Source organism: Pseudomonas abietaniphila (assembly GCF_900100795.1).
In the GTDB taxonomy this organism is placed as follows: Bacteria; Pseudomonadota; Gammaproteobacteria; order Pseudomonadales; family Pseudomonadaceae; genus Aquipseudomonas; species Aquipseudomonas abietaniphila.
The window spans coordinates 314,090-335,741 of the sequence record NZ_FNCO01000001.1 but is presented as its reverse complement, the minus strand read 5'-3'; the positions used below and the strand labels follow the sequence as shown (position 1 = coordinate 335,741).

The window sequence follows — 21,652 nt, the reverse complement described above, 5'->3', positions numbered from 1 at the left end:
AAGTAGACCAGTCGTCTCACCTGTTGAAGCGAATGTTAAGAGCAGGTGCTCCCCTTCACAATGTCGAATCCGCAAGGATTTCGGACATGGGCTTCTGTCCTTTTTTCGGTCATCGGCCCACTGGCCCGCCTGATTCGCAGAACACAGTTGCCAGCCACGCGGCGGGCCATGACAATCCATGCGCATGCCCCGCTCACCTGGAGATGTCTTGATGCATAGCGTTGCGCTGGTGGTTCACCCCGGCTTTCAATCCCTCAGCCTTGCGGTGGGCTCTGTATTCGAATGCGCCAACCTGTTCCAGGGCGAGCAGGCCTATGAATTTCATCTGGTGTCTGAGGCGGGAGGCGCCGTGATGTCCTCGCAGGGGTTTTCGGTCAATAGCACAGCACTCAGGCCCGAGGGCTACGACACGGTGATCGTCAGCGGTTACCTCGAACTCGACACCCCGGACAACGCCCTGATCGAATTTGTGAAGGCGGCCTCGGCCCAGTCCCGTCGCGTCGCTTCGCTGTGTGTCGGTGCCTTCTTGCTCGCCGAGGCGGGCCTGCTGACCGGCAAGCGCGCCACCACGCACTGGTTGCACGCACCGGCATTCCGGCAACGCTATCCCGAGATACAGCTGGAAGAGGATCGCCTGTTCGTCGTGGACGGTCAGACCTGGACAGGCGCCGGCATGAGTGCCGGCGTGGACATGGCACTGGCGATGGTCGAGACCGATCTGGGCAGCGATCTGGCCCGCAGGATTGCCCGCAAACTGGTCATTTATCAGCGTCGGGGCAGCGAGCAATCACAGTTTTCCGCACTGCTGGAACTGGACCCGAAGTCCGATCGCGTCCAACTGGCGATGGCCTATGCGCGTGAAAACCTGACGGACGACTTATCAATCGACGCACTCGCTGCCGTGGCCCGCCTCAGTCCTCGGCAGTTCAGTCGGGTGTTTCGGGAGGAGACCGGGCAAACCCCGGCGAAGGCCATCGAAAGCCTGCGCCTTGAAGCCGCTCGCGTGATGATGGAGACCAGCCGCCATCCGGTGGAAGTTGTCGCCAGGGCTACCGGATTCGGTGACCGGGAACGTATGCGCCAGGCCTTTTTGCGCGCGTTCGGCAAGCCGCCACAAGCGATGCAGAAAACGTTGTTTACGGCCGCTAACGGCGCCAATGGCTGAGGACGCTCGGTCGGCCGTCAAGGCGCCGCATACGCGACCAGGTTTTCACGGCTGATGATGTCCGGCTCCGCGACATAACCGATCTGCCGGGAAAACGCCTCGACGAACTGACCCCGCAGCTTCTGGATTTCCTGGGCGCTGTAATTGACCAGCCCGCGTGCCAGTTCGACGCCGTCGGCGCCCCGGCACACCACCATGTCTCCGCGCTGAAAGACGCCCTCGACACGCAGGACCATCAGCGCCGTGATCCCGCTTGCATCCGATTCACCGGGGTATGAACCGGCGATGATTTCCAGTACGCCGCGCATCGGCAACTGATTGGCGAGCCAGCGTCCCCGCGACGCCGCCGGGTGCGTGTCCGAGGTGAGCAACGTACCGACTGGCGCGCCACGGGCAATGGCGTCGAGGACACCGGCCTGGCGCCCGTCGGCGATCACCGTGTGCGCACCGGAGCGCGCCGCCAGCCGCGCCGAACGCAACCAGGAACGCACGTCGAAGCCGAGGCGTTCGGTCATGTCGTGCGCGCATCGGTCCAGGGTCGCATCACCCGCTGCGGCCTGGTCGATGAAGGTGTCGGCTTGTCCGGATTCAGCGGCAGGCATCAGCAGACCTTGCACCTCGGTCAGCAGCACGTACACGTCGGCTTGAACCAGGTTGACCACCAGCGCGCCCAGGCTGTCGGTGTCACCGGCACGAATCCCGTGACTGGCAATGGTGCCGTTTTCACTGACCACCGAGACCACACCTTTGCCGAGCAACACCTGCAAGGTGCTGCGGGCGTTCAGATAATGCTTGCGATGTGACAGGTCGTCCTGGGTCAGAAGGATCTGCGCCGACTGCAGACCATGCGCGGCCAGGCCCTGGGCCCATCCATTGGTCAGTTTGATCTGGCCAATGGCGGCCAACGCCTGCGCTTCGTGCAGCGGCAACGGGGCGGCATTGGCGGGGCCTGCGCACGCAGCTGTGGCACCGGCCGACACCACCACCACGTCGAGGCCGCGTTGATGCAGGGTCGCCAGTTCACCGGCCAACCGGTTGATAGCGTCCGTGTTCAGGCCATCATGCCCCGCGATCAGACGGCTCTCGATGTGGATGACCCAGCGTTGTGTGGTCGCTATCGCCTCACGCATGTGCTCACCTCGGTTCTCGTGTAAAGCCCGGTTGACGCCGGGCGCGGATCACGACGTGGGCGCAACCGTCACGCCATCGCTCATCTGTGCCAACACGCTCGCCGACTCAAGGTCTGCGCCATTGGAGCCATGAATCACGTAAAGGCATTGCCCCGGCTTCACGTGATCACCCTGCCCGACCTTGAGGTCTATACCTGCGGACTTATCCGCCGGAGCGCCTGCGCGTCGGGCGATCTCGCCGATCCGCCAGCCATCCAGCTCGGTCACCCGTCCCTCAGCCGTGGCGCAGACCGAAACCGTCAATGCACTGGGCAAGACCGGTGTCTTTCTGCCCTGCGCATCAATGATCCGCTCGAAGGCGGCATTGGCTTCGCCGCTCGCCAGCAGTTTTTCGGCCAGTTCACGGCCGGCTTCCACGCTGCCCACGGCAGGGTCCCACGCCAGAATCTGCCCCGCGAAGAACACCGCCTTGTCGCGCAGGTCCTGTGGCGCCGCTGGCTCATTGGCCAACACCGCACGCACGTCACGCACCTCCAGCGACGGCCCGATGCCCCGGCCAATCGGTTGGCTGCCGTCGGTGGCGAAGGCGACCACGGTCAGCCCCAAACCCGCCCCGACACGCTCGAACAGGTCACCCAGTTCCCTCGCCTGGGCCTGGGTCTTGAGCTTGGTGCGCGGGCCGTACGGCAGATCGACGACCACGTGGGTCGAACCTGCCGTGAGCTTCTTCGACAGGATCGAGGCGACCGACCAGCGATTGGAGTCCAGCCCGAGTGGCCGGGTGATTGCGTTCATGACGTCATCGACCACCGAGTGATTGAGCCGGCCGTTCCAGGCGATGCACGCCCCGGCCTCTTGCACACAGCGCTGAACATCGGCGGTGGTCAGGTCCACACGTGCCACCGACTCCATGGCATCGGCCGTGCCCGCCGCCGACGTGATCGCGCGCGATGAAGTCTTGGGCATTGCCATGCCGTGGGCGGCCACGATGGGCACCACCAGGAGTGTGATGCGGCTGCCGGGCACACCGCCCATCGAGTGCTTGTCGACCACGATGGGACGCTCCCATTGCATGGTCGGCGTGAAGCGGCTGCGCACCCTGGCGAGGGCGATGACTTCGGCATCGGACAGGCTGCGCGTGGCGCTGACCAGAAACGCACTGATTTCACCGTCCGTATAGCGCCCTTCAATGATGTCGCGCAGCAGCATTTCGTATTCCGTTTCGCCCAGCTCGTGACCCTGGACTTTTTGGATCAACGCCTGGCGGCTGGCCGGCGATGGCGTACGGCGCAGGGCGATCTCGGTGCCCTCGGCCACGCCCCAGTGCGAGAACGCCTCCTCGCTCAAGCCGATCTCGTTCGCCGCCAGCAGTCCCGCCGCGTCCAGGCCGTGAATCTGCACGCTCAAGGAGGTGTCGTCGGCCAGCAGGTCCACCTTCGATCCCCCCAGGTAATCCGCCACCGACAGAACAGCGCTTTTGACAGGCAAATAAGCCACCCGCTCAAGCCCGGTAGACAAGGGCACACGGCGCAACCGAACGCGCTGGGTGGCGTTGGCCAACGCGCGAACAAAGGCGTTGATCCCTTGCTCCAGTGCGCCGTCGTTATTGACGCGGATCGTTTCGATGTCCACCGGCAACGGCTCAACCTGACGCATGACCCGCGCCCGCGCCTCAAGCGCGGTTTCCCGCCCGCGAGCCAGAATCCGCGCTGCCAGCACGTCGGTGGACGCCGTGACCTCCACGACGATCAGCCTCGGCACCCGCCGCGCCAGCTCGCGGATCATTTTGCGCGAGCCATTGGCGATGACGTTGCAGCCATCGTTCAACGCAGCGAGCAGATCGACTGGCAAACCATAGGACAGCCCGTGAGCATCCCAGGTGATGAGGAATTCCCCTGCGCTCACGGACGACCGGAATTGAGCCTCGGAGACGCCGTTGTGATCCTCGCCCGGCGCGCCGGTGGGGCGCGTGATCGTGCGGCGAGCGAACACATAACCACCGGTGTCACCGAGGTGGGCGCGGGCGCCTTCGATCAACGAATCCTTACCGGCTCCGCTGGGGCCGACAACAAAGAAGAAGATGCCCTGCGCCATGTGCCTTACTCCGCTTCGTCCAGACCGATGTCTACACAGACCGCCGCCTGGTTGAGTTTGCTGGTGGAGATGTAGTCGACACCGGTCATGGAGATGGCGCCAATGGTGGACAGGTTGATGCCGCCTGACGCTTCCAGTTTGGTGCGCCCGTTGACCATCTTCACCGCCTCGGTCATGTCCACCACGCTCATGTTGTCGAGCATGATCACGTCGACGTTGGCTTCCAGTGCTTCGGCGACCTGGGTCAGGCTGTCGCACTCGACTTCCAGCTTGGTCAGCACCGGCAACTGACGACGTGCGCGTTGCACCGCCTGGGTGATACCGCCACACACCGCGATGTGGTTGTCCTTGATCATCACGCCGTTGTCCAGGCCAAGACGATGGTTCAAACCGCCACCGCAGGTCACGGCGTGCTTCTCCAGCATGCGCAGACCGGGTGTGGTTTTGCGGGTGTCGATCAGGCGAGCCTTGCTCCCCGCAACAGCGGCCACGTACTTGGCGGTTTCGTTGGCGATGCCGGACATGCGCTGCACGATGTTCAGCGCGGTGCGTTCCGCGGTCAGCACGCTGCGAGCGTTGCCGCGCACATCGATCATCACGGTGCCCGCTTCGATCTTCTGCCCGTCTTTGACGCGGACAATCACTTCCAGCGTCGGGTCGTAACGCTTGAAGACCCGGGCCGCAATGTCGATACCGGAAACGATCAATGTCTCGCGGGCATTCATGTAGAAAGCGCCGACTTCGTCCGCCTCGATCATGACCTGGGCGGTCAGGTCGCAATAACCGATGTCTTCGGCCAGCCAAAGATCGATGAGGCGGTCAGTCTGGAATACGTCATACATCGTGGTTACCCCTAAGTGTGGATACAGTTCGGTGAACGTCAGTTATCGGTGCTGCAGTTTCTTGTCGAGCATCAGCATCAAGCTGTTGCAGGTGACGGCAATCAGCGTGAGCAACAGCGCCACGGCCATGATCGTCGGGATGTCGCCGAGGCCCATCGCATTGACGGCCATGTAGCCCAGGCCGCGCTGCGAGGCGAACATCTCGCCGATCAGCACGCCAAGCAGTGTCAGTGCGAAACCCAGTCTCACGCCGGCCACGATCTCCGGCAGAATCGCCGGCAGCAGCACATGGAACAGCGACTGGATCGGCGTCAGCCGAAGGGTGCCGGCCGTGCGCAGGTACACGGGGCGCATCTGGCGGATGGCGTTCATGGTGAACAGCAGGATCGGGATCAGCCCGTGCATCACGCCGAACGCCACTTTCGAGGACAGCCCAAGCCCGAAGCACAGCAGCACCAGCGGGTACAGCGTCACTTTGGGAATGGCGTACAGGTTAAGCAGGATCGGCTCGGCGACCGCGCCCGCCAGCCGGTTCACCCCCAGCAGCACGCCAAGGACGATGCCGCCGACCAGTGCGAGGCTCATGGCGTAGGCAAACGCCTTGGCGGTTTCGCCGACGTTTACCCAAAGCTCGACCGTGCCCATCATCGACAGCAAATGCGTGAGCGTCATCCAGGGCGATGTGAGGGCTCCCGCCCCTATCGCCATGTGCAACAGCTGCCACGCGGCGATCAGCGCGATCACCAGTAAACAGGTCGGAAAAAATCTCTGCATGGCAGTCACCGTTGACGACGCGCTTGCAAGCGACGGTCGAAGAAGTTGAGCACCGCATTGATCAACGTGACGCTGATCAACACCAGCAACATGAGGGCGTACATGTTGTCGCTTTCAAAGTTGTTGTAAGCGAAGGCAATGGCGTAACCGATGCCAGCCCCCGACAGGATGAACTCGGACGCAATCACACCGATGAACGCGTACGCCACGGCCAGCTTCACCCCGCCGAACAGGTACGGCAACGCGGCGGGCAGCTCGATGCGCCAGGCCGTCTCCAGCCGCGACATGCGCATCACCGCCGCGCTTTTACGCAATACGTGGGGAATGCGGTCCAGGCCGGTCAGCGTCGCGGTGATCATCGCCACGATGGCAAGCAACACGGCGATCGCGATGATCGAGCCATGACCGACCCCGAATACGACGATGAACACCGGATAGAAAATGAACGTCGGAACGGCGTAGTAGCTGGCCAGCAATGGCTCCAGTGCAGCGCGAAAACGCGGCATCGAATGCACCGCCAGGCCGATGAAAAATCCGCTGATGATGGCGATGAACGCCGACACCAGAATGTTGGTGAAACTGAACAGGATGTCGTTGCCGTAATGACCGGCCGACATCAGCGCCAGCAGATGGGCGAACATCTGCGAAGGCGGAATCAATACGCTTTGCGGGATGACATGAGTGCGACACAGCAACTCGATCAGCCCGATAAAACCGGCGACCAACGCGGACCGCAGCACGCTTTCGGTATTCAAATCGACGTCCTCGACAATGGCTCGGCCAGATCAGTGCTGCGTGCCCATGACCTTCATGGTTTCCACCCGCAGTTTTTCCCACAGACGCGCATTGATCTCGCCAAATCGCGGCGTTGACACCACGCGACTGTCGCGGTCGCGATCCCAGCCGGTCTCGACCATGTCGATGAACAACCCGGGCCGTGAAGACATCACCCCGACCCGGTCCGAGAGCATTGCCGCCTCGTCCAGCGCGTGGGTAATCAGCAATACCGTGGCGGAGGTTTCGCGCCACAGCCGCAGCAACTCATCGCCCATCAGCAGACGGGTCTGCTGGTCCAGGGCGCCGAAGGGTTCATCCATCAGAATCAGCCGTGGCTGCATCACCAGCGTGCGGGCGATACACACGCGCTGGCGCATGCCGCCGGACAGTTGGGCCGGGTAAGCGCCCGCGAAATCCCTCAGGCCCATGAACCCCAGCGCATAGGCAACACGGCGCTCGACTTCGGGGCCATCGACACCACTGCGACGAAGCCCGAAAGCGATGTTGTCGCGCACGGTCAGCCACGGAAACGAGGCGTCTTCCTGAAACACCACACCGACGCCGTCCGGCACGCTGGAAATCACTTTTCCCTCGAACATCACTTCGCCAGACGTGGGACGGGCAAGCCCGGAGAGCACGTCCATCAAGGTGGACTTTCCGCAGCCCGAAGGCCCGACAACGGAAAAGAATTCCCCTTTGTTCAGCGTCAGATCGATAGGTCCCAGCGCTGCGAACATCTCGCGGGCCCCAGCCTTTTTGAATGAGCGAGTCACTTGACTCAGGGTGACATGCGGCGTCCGGGTTTGCGCAGTGACCCGCAACGTTTCGACCGAACCACCTTTTAATGCAAACGTCATTCTTCACTCCTCCGAACCGGCTGGTGACCCTTGAGCCCGCTAAGGCTGAAAGCGTTAAAATTACAATGCATACGCTAGATATAAGAGGAGTAGCAAAATAGACGCCAGAAAGGCGACAAGGTTTTTAAAGTATAAATACAATAAAAACAGATGATTGATTTATAACGACTTAAAAATTTTTATGACGTTTAATTAATCCGAAAACGCTTAATAAGCGACGTCTTTATGCACAGGCATTCCAGAGGTCTTTTAGTGCGTATACGCTATTCGCTCCAGTGTAGTGCCCTCGCGACAGCTGCCGCACCAAAGCAGGACGCCGCGTCTGCCTGCCCCCCGGCCATCGGCCCTGACCGCTAATCGCGCACGAATCAACGTACACACTTGTTTAAGGGGCAATACCTCAAACTCGGGACAACAGGTGGCTCGTTTATGAAAAAACCATTTAAATCTTTGTTATCAAACAGTTAAAAAAACGCAGACAAGCCTTGAACGTGAATTAAGGCGTTGGCCTGCATTTTGCTCCGAGATTCTTAATAGCGTACAGAAACTAAAAAAACACCGCTCAGCCCTGATTCTTGCCATGACCCAAGCACACTGATGCTATTAGGAGTTTCAAGAATGACCGCACAGCAAGCCCTGTTCCGCTCAACCAGAAAGCTCGCCGTTGCCAGCCTCGCGACGCTGTCGCTGGTGGCCTCGATTGCACACGCCGATGAAATCTCCGTGACCCAATGGGGCACCAGTCTCTATGGCTTGCCCTACGCCGTGGCCATGGAAGACGGGTTGTTCAAAAAGGCCGGTGTCGATATTACCGGCATCCTGGGTTCGGGCGGAGGCGGAACCACGGTGCGCAACATTCTGGCAAGCGACACACCGTACGGTGAGGTGGCAGTGGCCGCTGCCTTGGCCGCTCAACGGCAAGGTCTGGACCTGGTCATCGTCAACATCGGCACCCGGTCGGTGGCCGAATCGTCGGTGGTGACCCTCAAGGGCTCTGCGCTGAAAGACATCGCCCAGCTGGACGGCAAAAAAGTCGCGATCACCTCGCCCAAAGGCGTGTCGGAAATGCTGCTGCTGATGTCGCTGAAAGCCAAGGGCATCGACGCAGACAAGGTCACCCGGGTGGCCTCCGGCGGTTATGTGAACGGGCTGACCCTGCTGGATCAAAAAGCCGTCGATGCCGCCGTGCTGATCGAACCGTTGTCGATTCTGCGCAAGGACCAATACGCCACACTCTATAAGTCCAGCGACCTGCTGCCCCCCATGACCACCTCGGTCGGCATCACCACCCGCGAGTTCGCCAAGGCGCACCCGGACAAATTGAAGGCGATCATCGAAGGCCGCCGAATGGGCGTCAACGCCATTTACGACAATCCGCAACACGCCGCCGACATCCTCGCCAAGGGCTTCAAGCTTGATCCGGCAGTCGCCAAAGAAGCCGTGGACAACATGATTGCGCCACACATGTGGAGTGAAGGTGATTTCAACCTGGTGGAAATGGAGCGCATGGCCGACGGCCTGCGGCTTAACGGCGAGTTGAAGGGTGACGTGGATTGGGCAGCGATCATGGACAAGTCTTATTTGCCGAGTGACCTGCTGCATTGATCAAAGACGGTCCACGGACGCATGGCTGAACGAAGTCAGAAAACGAGCGGGCATTAAACAGCCCGCATGGACGGTAAACACCGGCAGACAATGGATGGCTCGCTCCAGGCCGTCATCCATTGCCGAGCCGATTACTGCAGCACGAATTCGTGAAAGATTTTCGAACCGTGCTCATCGTTATTTCGGCAGGTAAACCCGAGGCTTTTCGCCAACAGATCCATGTGCTGATTGTTGGACGCATCCATCGAGGAGATTTTTTTAAAACCCTGCCGTTTGGCCGTGTCCATCAGATGTTGCATGAGCGCGGAAGCAACCCCTTTGCGCTGCCATTGTTCGGACACCGCCACGGCAAACTCACAATGAGCGTCTCCTTCGAACGCCCCGTAACGCGCTTTGCCGATTTCTTTCAACTCCTTGCCTTCGTACGCGAGCGCGATGTAGGCCATGCGGTTGGGCAAGCTCACATCCATCAATTGGTCATGGGTGTCTTCACGCTCGCTGAAAGAGGCCAGAAACCGAAAATGCGGCGTGTCCGCCCCTAACCCTTCAAAGAAAACAAGGTCACGTTCACGGTCCCGCGCCGCCAGCTCACGGATCAACATCGGCGTTCCATCCTGCATGGGCTCAAGCCAGTAATCCCCGTTGAGTGCTTTGGTCTCGTCATCGAACCTTGTCACAATGCTCGCATCGTAAGCCATGTCTAACACCCCCAGTTGACCCAGTAACCTCCTTGCTGACCTTAGGCTTATAACGATCAGTGCAGGGAGAATTTCAGCGATGTCGCACACGTAACGGATGGTCGGTCACTTTCAAGGCGTCGTGGTAAAGGGCGCGCCGGTAGCCCTTACTCCGTTAGCCTGACAACGCTATGTGGGCCAGCGCACAGACGCAGAATGCTTGAGAACTCCACACTCGTCGCTGCAAAGCTTCGTCCTATAAGGCGCTGCTCGCGCTGGCGCATGACGTCGGTGCACCTTTCAAAATGCACGCATTCACCTCCGTGCGTTTCAGGCTCAGGACCTTATGAACAGCATATGGACACGCATACGGAGAGTGGCTGCTCGCTCGTCCGGGTTTTACCGGACCGGTTCATTTGCCCTTCCCCGCTTCGAATACGAGCCGATTCTGCGCTCCGAGCTGTTCAGTGCCGATCAGATGGCAGAGCACGGGATTGCACTGGCCAGGCAGCATCGGCTCACGGCGTTGTCTGCGCGGGACGCGATGCTCGGCAGGCTGGACGATAACGAGGCGCTGCTCAAGCGCAGCTTTGCGGCGCTGGCCGAGGCACAACTGTCCAGTCGGCGGGTCACGCCGGCAGCGGAATGGCTGCTGGACAACTTTTTTCTGATCGAAGACCACATCCGCACCGCAAAGACTCACTTGCCCAAAGGCTATAGCCGAGAACTGCCCCGGCTGATGAATGGCGCCTCCGCCGGCCTGCCAAGGGTTTACGACATTGCCCTGGAAACCATTTCCCATGGTGACGGACGGGTCGACGAACAAAGCCTCAGCCGCTTCATCTTTTCCTATCAGACGGTCATGCCGTTGGCGCTCGGGGAGCTCTGGGCGATCCCCATCATGTTGCGACTGGCGCTGATCGAAAACCTGCGCAGGGTCGCTTCTCGGGTCATGGCCAATGCTGACGACCGAAACCTGGCCGATGACTGGGCCGAGCGGTTGATCGAGACCTCCGAGCGCGACGTGAAGAGCCTGGTGCTGACCGTCGCCGACATGGCGAGGTCCGCACCGCCCATGTCGCCAGCCTTTGTCGCCGAGTTCACCCGACGCTTGCAGGGGCAGAGCGCGTCCCTCGCCCTGCCGCTGAACTGGATCGAACAGATGCTCGGCGAGACAGGCTCAAGCATCGAGCGCCAGGTCCAGATCGATGCCCAGCAGCAGGCGGCCGACCAGGTTTCCATCAGCAACAGCATCGGCAGCCTGCGCCTGTTGTCAGCGACGGACTGGCGAGAGTTCGTCGAGTCGATGAGCCACGTGGAGCAAATCCTGAGCGAAGACCCTGCCGCCGTTTACCGGGCAATGGATTTCGGCACCCGGGACAGCTATCGGCATGTCATCGAGCGACTGGCACGCCGCAGTCCGCAGCACTCGGAAATCCAGGTGGCGCGCGTGGTGGTCAATCTCGCCACCGCCGAAGCCGCCTCGGTGTCTTGCAAAGTGCTGGCGCGTCATATCGGCTATTACCTGGTCAGCGCGGGGCTGCCGCTGCTGGAGCGCAGGCTGAATGCCCGCGTGCCGATTCATGAGCGCTGGAAACGGTTGTTACAGCGCTCGCCGCTGCTGTTTTACCTGGCGCCGGTGTCGCTGCTGACGATGATCTTCGCCGCGCCCTTACTCGCCTCCGCACACCGGGACCGCATGCCGGACATCGCCCTGCTGGTGTTGGCCGTGCCCTGCCTGATCATGACCAGCCGCCTGGCGATCAGCCTGATCAACTGGCTGGTGACCTTCAGTCTGTCGCCCTCCGTGCTGCCCAAAATGGATTACGAGCGCGGGATTCCCGCCGACGCGCGCACGCTGGTGGTCATCCCCACCCTGATCGCAAACCTGGCCGATGTGGACGAGTTGGTCGAAGGCCTCGAAGTGCGGTTTCTCGCCAACCGCGATGCGCATCTGCGCTTCGCCTTGCTCAGCGATTTTCTCGACGCCGCCGAGCAGACCTTGCCGCAGGACGCCGGACTGCTCGCCCACGCCTGTCAGGCAATCGCTCGGCTCAACCTAAAATACGCTGAAGGCGGTGAAGGCGGTGAAGGCGGTGAAGGCCCCGAGGATCGTTTCTTCCTCCTGCATCGACCACGTGCCTGGAATCCCAGTGAGCGGGTGTGGATGGGGTATGAGCGCAAGCGCGGCAAACTGATCGAACTCAACGCGCTGTTACGCGGCAGCGGGCGCGCGTCTTTCAACGCCATCGTCGGAGACGTCGATCAGTTGCTGGGCGTTCGCTACGTGATCACCCTGGACACCGACACGTTATTGCCGCGGGACGCCGCGCGCCACTGCGTGGCAGCAATGATGCACCCGCTGAACCGGCCGGTGTTCGATGCCATGGGGGCGCACATTGTCGCCGGTCACGCCATTTTGCAACCGCGCGTGGGCATCAGCCTGACCAGCGTTACCCGCTCGGCCTATGCACAATTGTTTGGCAGCGATGCCGGTGTGGATCCCTATACCCGTGCGGTGTCGGACGTCTACCAGGACCTGTTCCAGCAAGGCTCGTTCATCGGCAAAGGCATCTACGACGTGGACGCGTTCACCTGCGCGCTGGAGGGTTGCCTGCCGGACAACCAGATCCTCAGCCACGACTTGATCGAAGGGTGCTATGCGCGCTCCGGCCTGCTGAGCGATGTGCAAGTGTACGAGCAATACCCCGCGCGCTATGGCGCTGATGTCAAACGTCGGCATCGCTGGATTCGGGGCGACTGGCAGCTGCTGCCGTGGCTATCGCCCTGGGCGCGCGATGCCAGCGGCGGGTGGGCGCGCAACCGGCTCGGCGTCATGGCTCGATGGAAAATCCTCGACAACCTGCGCCGCAGTCTCGAACCCCTGGCCACGATGCTGATGCTGGGTTGGGCCTGGCTGTTCAGCAACGCTCCGTTGGGCTGGACGCTGACCGTCGTCGGATTGCTGGTGATTCAGCCGCTGCTTCGCGCACTCACCGAACTGATGCAGCCACCGGCGTCCGCCGTACCCTATCGGCAACACGTCCAGGCAATGGCGGGCGATCTGGGGCAAGATCTCGCCCGCGCCTGCCTGACGCTGGCCTGGATGCCATTCGAGATGTTCTACAGCACCGACGCGATCCTCAGGTCGCTGTGGCGGCTGGGTTTCAGCCGACGCCTGCTGTTGCAATGGCAGCCCTCCCGAGAGGTGGAGCGCGATGCCGCCAGTCGGCTGGGCGGGTTCTACCGGCTGATGTGGGTCGCGCCAACGACAGTGGCGATCGCCGTCGCCGTGCTGTGCAACAATCCGCTGACCCTGGGGATTGCCGCCCCGCTGCTGCTGGCGTGGTTGCTCGGGCCGTGGGTCGCCTGGCGCCTCAGCTCGCCTCCCCGTCAATCGGTGTTCACACCGTCAACCGAGGCGCTGCGGTTCCTGCGCATCCTCGCACGCAAGACCTGGGCCTTCTTCGACCAGTACGTCGGGCCCGACGACCATTGGCTGCCGCCCGACAACATCCAGGAAGCCCCTAAACCCGCCATCGCCCATCGCACCTCGCCGACCAACATGGGCATGTCGTTGCTCGCGCACCTGGCGGCCCACGACTTCGGTTACCTGAGCACGGAGCGTCTGCTGACCCGGCTCGCCGCGTCGCTCGACAGCATGGACGGGCTGGAACGGCATCAGCGGCATTTCTACAACTGGTACGACACCCGGACGCGCGAACCCCTGCGGCCGCAGTATGTGTCTACCGTCGACAGCGGCAACCTGGCGGGGCTGTTGCTGACCCTGCAAGCCGGCCTTGCGCAATTGCCGGATGCGCCGATGTTCGGCGTGACGGTGCTCAATGGTCTACGCGATACGCTGGACACGCTGATCGAAGTACAACGTGCCAGCGGCGGTGACGAAGACCCGCTGGATCAGTTGAGGAAGGGAATTGACCGGGCCGCGCTGACGCCGGACGCCGACACGTTGAGCGACCTGCTGCACACCGCGCGCGCCATGGCTTCACGGGTTCATCCCGGCAGCGATGAGGACAGCACCTATTGGCGAGACGCCTTCAACCGGCAATGCATCGACTGGACGCAGGAGCTGCAACGTTTCCGCCTCCCGCCGCCTCGGGTGGGCGTGTTCCCGATGACGCCGACCTTGCGACAGCTGGCGTGCCTGAACATCGACGATTGGGAAGCCGTCCACCATGACGACGTCACGCGCGTTCTCCGGGCCGCCGATGAGCGCCTTAAGACGCTGGAACGGCTGAGTCAGCTCGCGGCATCGATGGCGCTGATGGATTTCTCGCTGCTTTACGACCGTCAACGAGACCTGTTTTTCATCGGATACAACGTCGACGAAAGGCGGCTCGACACCGGTTATTACGATCTGCTGGCGTCCGAAGTGCGTCTGGCCAACTTCGTGGTCATCGCCCAGGGACAGATTCCGCAGCGGGCCTGGTTCACGCTGGGCAGGTTACTCGGCGAAAACGCCGGGACGCCGACCTTACTCTCCTGGTCCGGCTCGATGTTCGAGTACCTGATGCCCATGCTGGTGATGCCCAACTACGACGGCAGCTTGCTGGATCAGACGTGCCGCGCCGCCGTAGCGGTGCAAATCGAACATGGCAATGCGCTGGGTATTCCGTGGGGCGTTTCGGAATCGGGGTATTACACCCTTGATGCCCATTTCAATTATCAATACCGCGCGTTCGGGGTTCAGGGTCTGGGGCTCAAGCGCGGGCTGAGCGACGATGTGGTGATTGCGCCCTACGCCAGTGCACTGGCGTTGATGATTGATCCGGACGCGGCCTGCAAGAACCTGCAACGCCTTGCCCAGCAAGGTTCGTCCGGCCGTTTCGGCCTGTACGAAGCGGTGGATTACACCGAGGCGCGGCTACCGCGCGGTCAGCGGTTTGCGGTTGTTCAGTCATTCATGGCGCATCACCAGGGCATGAGCCTGCTGGCCCTGAGCAGCGTGTTGCTCAATCAACCCATGCAGCGACGCTTCGAAGCCGATCCCTCGCTGCAGTCGGCGTTGCTGTTGCTGCAGGAGCGAGTTCCCAAGGCGGCGGCACCGTACCTGCAAACCGCGCAGTCACCGATACCCGGCGACAACCCTCAAGCCCCCGGGCTTCGGGTCTTCGCCGACCCGGGCCGCAAACGCCCGGCCGTGCAACTGCTGTCCAACGGTCGCTACCACGTAATGCTGACCAGCGGTGGCGGCGGCTACAGTCGGCGCAACGATATGGCGGTGACGCGTTGGCAAGAGGACACCACCCAGGACAACTGGGGCATGTTCTGTTATCTGCGCGATGTCGAAACCTCGACCGTCTGGTCGGCGACGCACCAACCCACGTTGCAACAGCCTGAAAGCCACGAAGCCATCTTCAGCGACTCCCGCGCCGAGTTCAGAGCCCGTCATCTGGATTTCGATACGCACCTGGAAATCGTTGTCTCGCCCGAGGAGGACATCGAACTGCGGCGTCTGCACCTCACCAACCGGGCGTCGTCGCCAAAGACCATCGAGATCACCACCTACGCCGAAGTCGTGCTCACTGCCTCAAGCAGCGACGCCATGCACCCGGCCTTCAGCAAGCTGTTCGTGCAGACCGAACTGCTGCGCTCGCTTCAGGCCATCGTGTGCAGCCGCAGACCGCGAGCCAGCGATGAGCCAACGCCCTGGATGTGCCATTTCCTGGCCGTGCATGGGGTCGACATCGATGCGATTTCCTACGAGACCGACCGCATGCGATTTATCGGGCGAGGACGCAACCTGGTCGCGCCCCAGGCACTGGATGCCGACTGCGAAGCGCTGTCGGACACGGCCGGGCCGGTGCTCGATCCCGTGGTCGCAATCCGCTGCCGAATCACGCTGCAGCCCGGCCAGCAGGCCACTATCGATCTGGTCACGGGCGTGGCCGACAGCCGAGACGAGTGCCTGTCGTTGATCAACAAATACCGCGACCGCCACCTGGCCGACCGCGTGTTCGACCTGTCCTGGACCCACAGCCAGGTGCTGCTGCGCCAACTCAATGCGTCACTGTCCGACGCCCGTTTGTTCGAGCAGATGGCGTCCTCGTTGCTGTATGCCAACACCTCGATGCGCGCCGACAGCGCCGTACTGATCGCCAATCGACGCAACCAGTCCGGTCTGTGGGGGCAGGCGATTTCCGGGGACCTGCCGATCGTGCTGTTGCAGATCTCCAGCCTGGACAACATCGAACTGGTGCAACAACTGGTTCAGGCCCATGCCTACTGGCGGCAGAAAGGGTTGATGGTCGATTTGCTGATCTGGAATGAGGATCAGGCAGGCTACCGTCAGCAGTTGCAAGACGCGATCATGGGGCTGATCACCTCGGGCAGCGAAGCCACGTTGCTGGATCGTCCGGGCGGCATTTTCGTTCGGCCGGCCCAGCAGATATCGGCCGACGATCGCGTGCTGGTTCTGTCGGTCGCCCGGCTGGTGTTATGCGAAGGGTATGGCACGCTGGCCGAGCAGGTTCATCGGCGCAGGGTATCGCCCGTGCACGCCCCGTTCGTTGCGACCCGGCAGCACCTGTCTGCGCCGTCTGCGGCGCAACCGGACCCGCCTGATCTGCTGCTGGGCAATGCCTATGGCGGGTTCAACGCCGACGGCAGTGAGTACATCATCGCAGGCCTCGCCACTCATCCAACGCCCGCGCCGTGGGTCAACGTACTGGCCAACGCGCATCTCGGCACCGTGGTTTCCGAAGCGGGCAGCGCCTACACCTGGGCCGAAAACGCCCATGAGTTTCGCCTGACGCCCTGGCACAACGACCCGGTCACCGACCGCACCGGCGAAGCGCTTTACCTGCGTGACGAAGAGACCGGTCACTTCTGGTCGCCCACACCGCAGCCCTGCCCGGGCGCAGGGCCTTACCGCACCCGACACGGGTTCGGCTACAGCGTCTTTGAACACGAAGAAGATGGCATTCACAGTGAGCTGTGGGTCTATGTGGCACTGGATGCGCCCATCAAGTTCTCGCGGCTGGTATTGACCAACCGCTCCGGGCGCGCCCGGTCCCTGTCGGTCACCGGTTACGCGGAATGGGTGCTGGGCGATCTGCGCAGCAAGTCAGCGATGCACGTGGTGACCCAGTCCGACCCGGTGAGTGGTGCCCTGTTTGCCCGCAACGCGTATTCAGTGGAGTTCTCCGACCGGGTGGCGTTTTTCGACACCGACACGATCAACCACGGCATCAGCGGGGATCGCACGGAATTCCTCGGGCGCAGCGGGACACTGGCCTCGCCGGCCGCCATGCGCCACGCCGGCCTGTCCGGGCGTGTAGGCGGCGGTCTGGACCCCTGCGCGGCACTGCAAGTACAGGTCAGCATGGCGGACGGTCAGAGCAAGGAAGTCATTCTGCGTCTGGGCGCGGAAACGTCGACAGAGGCCGCCACCCAGCTGGTGCAACGGTTCCGCGGCAGCCAGGCGGCCGCGACCGAACTGCAGAAAGTCCGGGAGCACTGGCGCACGGTGCTGGGCGTCATCCGCATCGAATCCCCTGCCCCTGCGGTGGATGTGATGGTCAACGGCTGGCTGATGTACCAGGTCATTGCCTGTCGCTTCCTGGCCCGCAGTGGCTACTACCAATCGGGCGGCGCCATTGGCTTTCGTGATCAATTGCAGGACAGCATGGCGATGATTCACGCCGATCCGGCGGCGGTGCGAACCCATCTGTTGCTGTGCGCCGGCCATCAATACGCCGAAGGTGACGTGCAGCACTGGTGGCACCCACCGATGAACCGGGGCGTGCGCACCGCGTGCTCCGACGATTTCCTGTGGCTGGTCGCCGCCACCAGTCGCTACGTCGAAATGACAGGCGACCTCGGCGTTCTGGATCAGTCCGCCGGCTATCTGGAAGGACGGCCACTGGTGGCGGGCGAAGAGTCCTATTACGACCAACCCGGGACCTCTCCTCTGCAAGAGTCGCTGTACCGGCATTGCGTGCGTGCCATCGAACACAGCCTCAGCCGCGGCCGGCACGGCTTGCCCCTGATGGGTTGCGGTGACTGGAACGACGGGATGAACCGCGTCGGTCATCTGGGCAAGGGTGAAAGTGTCTGGTTGGGTTTCTTTGGCTATCAGGTGCTGGAGCAGTTCGCCGAAACGGCACGCCTGCACGGTGATCTCGCCTTCTCCCGTCGCTGCAGCGACAACGCGGAGCTGTTGCGTCGCGCGCTGGATCAGAACGCCTGGGATGGCGCCTGGTATCGGCGCGCCTGGTTCGATGACGGCCAGCCGCTTGGCTCGGCCACCAACCAGGAATGCCGTATCGACTCGATTGCCCAAAGCTGGTCAGTGTTGTCCGGAGCCGGTTCGCCCGCCCGCCAGCGTCAGGCCATGCAGTCACTGGACGAACACCTGATCAAACGCGACATTCGCGCGGTGCTGCTGCTCGATCCACCGTTTGATACAAGCAGCCTGGACCCGGGCTATATCAAAGGCTATGTGCCCGGCGTGCGCGAGAACGGCGGTCAATACACCCATGCGGCCGTCTGGGCGGGCATGGCCTTCGCGCGACTGGGAGAGGTCACTCAGGCGTGGGAACTGCTGGGGCTGATCAACCCTGCCGACCCTGCGAACCTGACGCGAATCGACACTTACAAGGTCGAACCTTACGTCATGGCGGCAGATGTCTACGGCACACCGCCCCATGGAGGACGCGGCGGTTGGACCTGGTACACCGGCTCCGCTGGCTGGATGTACCGTTTGATCGTCGAATCCTTGCTCGGGGTGCAACGCATCGGCAAGACCCTGACGCTTGAACCGCTGATGCACCCTGAATGGTCAGGCTTCACGCTGCACTACCGTTTCGGCAACACCCTGTACCACTTCGACATCCGCCAGGGCAGTTCGGCGATAACGTCCATGACGCTGGACGGCGAGCCCGTCACCAACAGTGCGCTGACCCTCAACGATGACGGTGGCGAGTACCGGGTCAGGGTCGACTGCCGGGCGCGCTCACCCCGGCCTGAAGAGCGGGCCCACGCGCCCGTCGTCGCTGACTGACGAACTATCCCCTGTGAGGGCGTGCAGGGGAGTACCCTGACCCGGCACGCCCCCCTTCCCCTTCGGTGCTTCGCCATGTCTGTTCCCCCCCAGCCCAGCCACAATCACCTGCTTGCGGCGCTCCCGGCCGATGACCTCAAACGGCTGGCGCAGCACCTGGAGCAGGTGTCTCTGAATCTGGGTGAGGTGTTGTATGAACCGGGGGACACCCTGCGTCATGTCTATTTCCCGACAGACGCCATCGTGTCCCTGCTGCATGTCACGGAAAACGGCTCGTCTGCCGAAATCGCCGTGGTGGGAAACGAGGGCCTGATCGGCATTGCGCTGTTCATGGGCGGCGAAAGCACCTCCAGTCGGGCGGTGGTGCAAAGCGCCGGCGTTGCCTTCCGGCTTCCCGGGCAGAAGCTGAAAAAGGAATTCAACCGCCACGGCGATTTGCTCCTGCTGATGCTGCGCTACACCCAAGCGCTGATTACGCAAATGTCCCAGACCGCCCTGTGCAACCGTCATCACTCCATCGATCAGCAATTGTGCCGATGGCTGCTGTTATCGCTGGATCGCCTGCCCGGAAATCACCTGAACATGACCCAGGAGCTGATCGCCAACATGCTCGGCGTGCGCCGCGAAGGCGTGACGGAGGCAGCCGGCAAGCTTCAGCGCCAAGGCGTCATCGAATACAGCCGCGGGCAGATCACTGTCCTGGATCGCCCGCGCCTGGAAAGGCTGAGCTGTGAGTGCTACTCGGTGGTCAAGACCGAAACCGATCGACTGCTGCACTACACCCGTCGTCAGGATGAATAGTGCGAGCGCCCCCTGAATTCAACGCAAAACAGGCCAGCACGAGACAGGTCGCTAAACGGCGCCCATTAAAAAGCCCGGCATTGAGCCGGGCCTGAAGATTGCAACTCAGGCTGCAATATTTGGGGCCATGGACTTTTTATAGCTGGCCTTCATCGCTTCCATCTGCGCGCCCAGCTCATCGAGCCTGGCCTTGCCGAGCAACTTATTCGCCTGAGGAAACATCTCTGTTTCTTCCTCCTCGATGTGGTGCTCCAGCAGTTCTTTCACGACTTTGACGCGACCTGAAAACTCAGGGGTCGCGGGATCGGTGGCCTTCAGGTCAGGCAGCACCAGTGAATCCACGGTGCGATGCTCTTCCTTCGCTTCGTAATACATCACGTCCTGCTCTTTGCCGCCTGCCTCTTTAAAGGCCGGGTAAAGAATTTCTTCTTCGAGCTTGGTGTGGATCGTGATTTCCATCTCAAGCTTCTGGAGCAGGTCCGTCCTTTTCTTCACACCCCGCTCGGTGGATTCACTGAGCTGCGTCAGAATCGACTTAACACGCTCATGGTCAGCTTTCAGCAGTTCGATAGCGTTCATGGTTCGTCCTCTGGTATCACGGTGTTGAATCGGTCTACTCGCCGATCCTTCTCAGTCAACAAAGGATGTTGCAGCGTGCATGCCAGTCTGGCGGTAAATCATTCCCCAGGTTTATCAACGGCTTACAAATGCGTTTCCAGACGGTATCGGGCGTCCTGCACGAATCTGCTCAACCGGGTGTTGCAGATAGCCGTGCCCGGCGAGCGGCGCCATGACGAATGGATCGCACACAACTGCGTGAATACCGTGCAACTGAGACGTCAGCGTACTCACGCTGTCTTCCACTCGACATCGGTGATCCCGTGCTTCTCGGCCTGTGGCTTACTGAGCTTATTGATCGGATCGGTCCGGTACTTGGGCAACTGCCCGATGCCAGCATCCACCGTTGCCCAATGCCAGGCTTCTGCGTTGTCCATCTTCGCCGCCCGAATGTAGAAGGTTTTGTAGCTTCCGTTGAGCAGATAGTCGATGCGGTAATGCTTTTCCTGCGCCATGTTTTTTCTCCTTGGCTGCTGTCCTGATAAGCCAAAGATTGTTCGACACAGAAAAAATTCCCTTTTTAAAACAGAAGATTAAACCGGGCATTCGTTTGAGTGGCGCGGAATTTTGACCCCGTTGCAAACGCGTGCCTCAGCGTCGGCATCGCGCAGTCGGGGCAGCCTGGCCTATTTTTACGGGGTCTCTGCGAATCTCGGCCTGTCACAGGGCGAGCCGGGACCCGGCAGGTAAAACGATATAGGCGTTCTGCTGCTTCACCCCATTGTGCTCGCCTTCGACCAGATGAACGTAACGGCCTTCCACCCGATCAATCGGCAAACAATCGTCGACGTCCATCACCGCATCGGTATGCGGCAGTCCCCAGCTCGCGAGCATGTGCCGCTTACCCTTGGACTTCGCCTCGTTCTTGCTGTGAGCCACCACGACCAAGTAGTGATGCGCCTCGCCAAAGGCTCGCGCGTCATAGCCGCCCAGGTTGATCAGATACAGGCGGGGCGATCCGGGAAGAGGCGCCAGCGGACTCAGTTCCACCTTCCAGTTCGCCACGCCCTCGATGGCCATCCATGCGTCGATGTGCAGACCGGCCTGAGCACCAAACCAGCCCTCGCGCAATTGCGGATAGGTCGCTTCAAGGCTGTCACCGACGACGACCGCGATGTCATGCACTTCAATCTTTGCCTTCGGGTGCTTGCCACCCAGCAACACGACAAACAGCACCTTCACCTCTCCTCAAGCCCGTTTGGCACGGGCAAATCCTTCTTCAAGCCCACACTATAAGCTCGCACAAAAAAGCCCGCATTGAAGGCGGGCAAACGTCATCCGGAAGGT

General features: G+C 61.6%; 14 protein-coding genes. 4 read left to right on the top strand and 10 right to left on the bottom strand.

Going from position 1 to position 21,652, the window contains the following annotated elements:
- Nucleotides 1-211: 211 nt before the first annotated feature.
- On the top strand, nucleotides 212-1,165 hold the full coding sequence (locus BLS87_RS01325; RefSeq protein ID WP_074749597.1) for a GlxA family transcriptional regulator: 954 nt from the start codon (nucleotides 212-214) through the stop codon (nucleotides 1,163-1,165).
- Between the two features lie 17 nt (nucleotides 1,166-1,182).
- Here the strand turns inward: BLS87_RS01325 and proB are convergent, their stop codons facing one another.
- From proB to BLS87_RS01295, 6 genes are read right to left on the bottom strand one after another with little or no spacing between them, the layout of a single operon-like run.
- On the bottom strand, nucleotides 1,183-2,295 hold the full coding sequence (proB, locus tag BLS87_RS01320; RefSeq protein WP_074749596.1) for a glutamate 5-kinase: 1,113 nt from the start codon (nucleotides 2,293-2,295) through the stop codon (nucleotides 1,183-1,185).
- Nucleotides 2,296-2,343: 48 nt separating this feature from the next.
- Nucleotides 2,344-4,389: a phosphonate metabolism protein/1,5-bisphosphokinase (PRPP-forming) PhnN gene (phnN, locus tag BLS87_RS01315; protein ID WP_074749595.1), complete on the bottom strand. Its 2,046-nt coding sequence runs from the start codon at nucleotides 4,387-4,389 to the stop codon at nucleotides 2,344-2,346.
- A gap of 5 nt (nucleotides 4,390-4,394) precedes the next feature.
- The gene (gene nadC, locus BLS87_RS01310) at nucleotides 4,395-5,231 is read right to left on the bottom strand and encodes a carboxylating nicotinate-nucleotide diphosphorylase (protein WP_074749594.1); all 837 of its coding nucleotides are present in this window, start codon (nucleotides 5,229-5,231) and stop codon (nucleotides 4,395-4,397) included.
- Nucleotides 5,232-5,273: 42 nt separating this feature from the next.
- A complete protein-coding gene (locus BLS87_RS01305) occupies nucleotides 5,274-6,005 on the bottom strand; it encodes an ABC transporter permease (protein ID WP_074749593.1) in 732 nt (243 codons plus the stop codon).
- 5 nt (nucleotides 6,006-6,010) lie between these two features.
- Nucleotides 6,011-6,760: an ABC transporter permease gene (locus BLS87_RS01300; RefSeq protein WP_074749592.1), complete on the bottom strand. Its 750-nt coding sequence runs from the start codon at nucleotides 6,758-6,760 to the stop codon at nucleotides 6,011-6,013.
- 30 nt (nucleotides 6,761-6,790) lie between these two features.
- Complete coding sequence (locus tag BLS87_RS01295) at nucleotides 6,791-7,639, bottom strand: ABC transporter ATP-binding protein (protein ID WP_074749591.1); 849 nt, start codon at nucleotides 7,637-7,639, stop codon at nucleotides 6,791-6,793.
- A 618-nt stretch (nucleotides 7,640-8,257) separates the two neighbouring features.
- Here BLS87_RS01295 and BLS87_RS01290 point away from each other — a divergent pair.
- Entirely contained in the window at nucleotides 8,258-9,244 is a 987-nt protein-coding gene (locus tag BLS87_RS01290) for an ABC transporter substrate-binding protein (RefSeq protein WP_074749590.1), read from the top strand.
- A gap of 131 nt (nucleotides 9,245-9,375) precedes the next feature.
- Here the strand turns inward: BLS87_RS01290 and BLS87_RS01285 are convergent, their stop codons facing one another.
- Entirely contained in the window at nucleotides 9,376-10,032 is a 657-nt protein-coding gene (locus BLS87_RS01285; protein ID WP_244165774.1) for a GNAT family N-acetyltransferase, read from the bottom strand.
- Between the two features lie 235 nt (nucleotides 10,033-10,267).
- Here BLS87_RS01285 and BLS87_RS01280 point away from each other — a divergent pair, with 235 nt between their 5' ends.
- Both BLS87_RS01280 and BLS87_RS01275 read left to right on the top strand, forming a co-directional pair.
- Nucleotides 10,268-18,946 carry a glycoside hydrolase family 94 protein gene (locus BLS87_RS01280; RefSeq protein ID WP_074749588.1) on the top strand — a complete coding sequence of 2,893 codons (8,679 nt, stop codon included), beginning with the start codon at nucleotides 10,268-10,270 and terminating at the stop codon, nucleotides 18,944-18,946.
- Between the two features lie 75 nt (nucleotides 18,947-19,021).
- Nucleotides 19,022-19,747 (top strand): Crp/Fnr family transcriptional regulator, encoded by a 726-nt coding sequence (locus tag BLS87_RS01275; RefSeq protein WP_074749587.1) that lies wholly within the window; start codon nucleotides 19,022-19,024, stop codon nucleotides 19,745-19,747.
- Between the two features lie 105 nt (nucleotides 19,748-19,852).
- Here BLS87_RS01275 and BLS87_RS01270 read toward each other — a convergent pair whose 3' ends face one another.
- From BLS87_RS01270 to BLS87_RS01260, 3 genes are all read right to left on the bottom strand, one after another.
- On the bottom strand, nucleotides 19,853-20,326 hold the full coding sequence (locus tag BLS87_RS01270; RefSeq protein WP_074749586.1) for a hemerythrin domain-containing protein: 474 nt from the start codon (nucleotides 20,324-20,326) through the stop codon (nucleotides 19,853-19,855).
- A 269-nt stretch (nucleotides 20,327-20,595) separates the two neighbouring features.
- Nucleotides 20,596-20,820 (bottom strand): DUF6555 family protein, encoded by a 225-nt coding sequence (locus BLS87_RS01265; protein WP_074749585.1) that lies wholly within the window; start codon nucleotides 20,818-20,820, stop codon nucleotides 20,596-20,598.
- Nucleotides 20,821-21,025: 205 nt separating this feature from the next.
- Nucleotides 21,026-21,541, bottom strand: a complete 516-nt coding sequence (locus BLS87_RS01260) for a DUF1543 domain-containing protein (RefSeq protein ID WP_074750209.1) — start codon at nucleotides 21,539-21,541, stop codon at nucleotides 21,026-21,028.
- Between the last annotated feature and the right edge of the window lie 111 nt (nucleotides 21,542-21,652).

What these genes read in the sequence shown, in the direction of transcription:
- BLS87_RS01280 (WP_074749588.1), top strand. Translation starts at nt 10,268, where the DNA reads ATGAACAGCATATGGACACGCATACGGAGAGTGGCTGCTCGCTCGTCC.
- BLS87_RS01295 (WP_074749591.1), bottom strand. Translation starts at nt 7,639, where the DNA reads ATGACGTTTGCATTAAAAGGTGGTTCGGTCGAAACGTTGCGGGTCACT.
- proB (WP_074749596.1), bottom strand. Translation starts at nt 2,295, where the DNA reads ATGCGTGAGGCGATAGCGACCACACAACGCTGGGTCATCCACATCGAG.
- BLS87_RS01290 (WP_074749590.1), top strand. Translation starts at nt 8,258, where the DNA reads ATGACCGCACAGCAAGCCCTGTTCCGCTCAACCAGAAAGCTCGCCGTT.
- BLS87_RS01305 (WP_074749593.1), bottom strand. Translation starts at nt 6,005, where the DNA reads ATGCAGAGATTTTTTCCGACCTGTTTACTGGTGATCGCGCTGATCGCC.
- BLS87_RS01270 (WP_074749586.1), bottom strand. Translation starts at nt 20,326, where the DNA reads ATGAACGCTATCGAACTGCTGAAAGCTGACCATGAGCGTGTTAAGTCG.
- BLS87_RS01275 (WP_074749587.1), top strand. Translation starts at nt 19,022, where the DNA reads ATGTCTGTTCCCCCCCAGCCCAGCCACAATCACCTGCTTGCGGCGCTC.
- BLS87_RS01325 (WP_074749597.1), top strand. Translation starts at nt 212, where the DNA reads ATGCATAGCGTTGCGCTGGTGGTTCACCCCGGCTTTCAATCCCTCAGC.
- phnN (WP_074749595.1), bottom strand. Translation starts at nt 4,389, where the DNA reads ATGGCGCAGGGCATCTTCTTCTTTGTTGTCGGCCCCAGCGGAGCCGGT.
- nadC (WP_074749594.1), bottom strand. Translation starts at nt 5,231, where the DNA reads ATGTATGACGTATTCCAGACTGACCGCCTCATCGATCTTTGGCTGGCC.
- BLS87_RS01265 (WP_074749585.1), bottom strand. Translation starts at nt 20,820, where the DNA reads ATGGCGCAGGAAAAGCATTACCGCATCGACTATCTGCTCAACGGAAGC.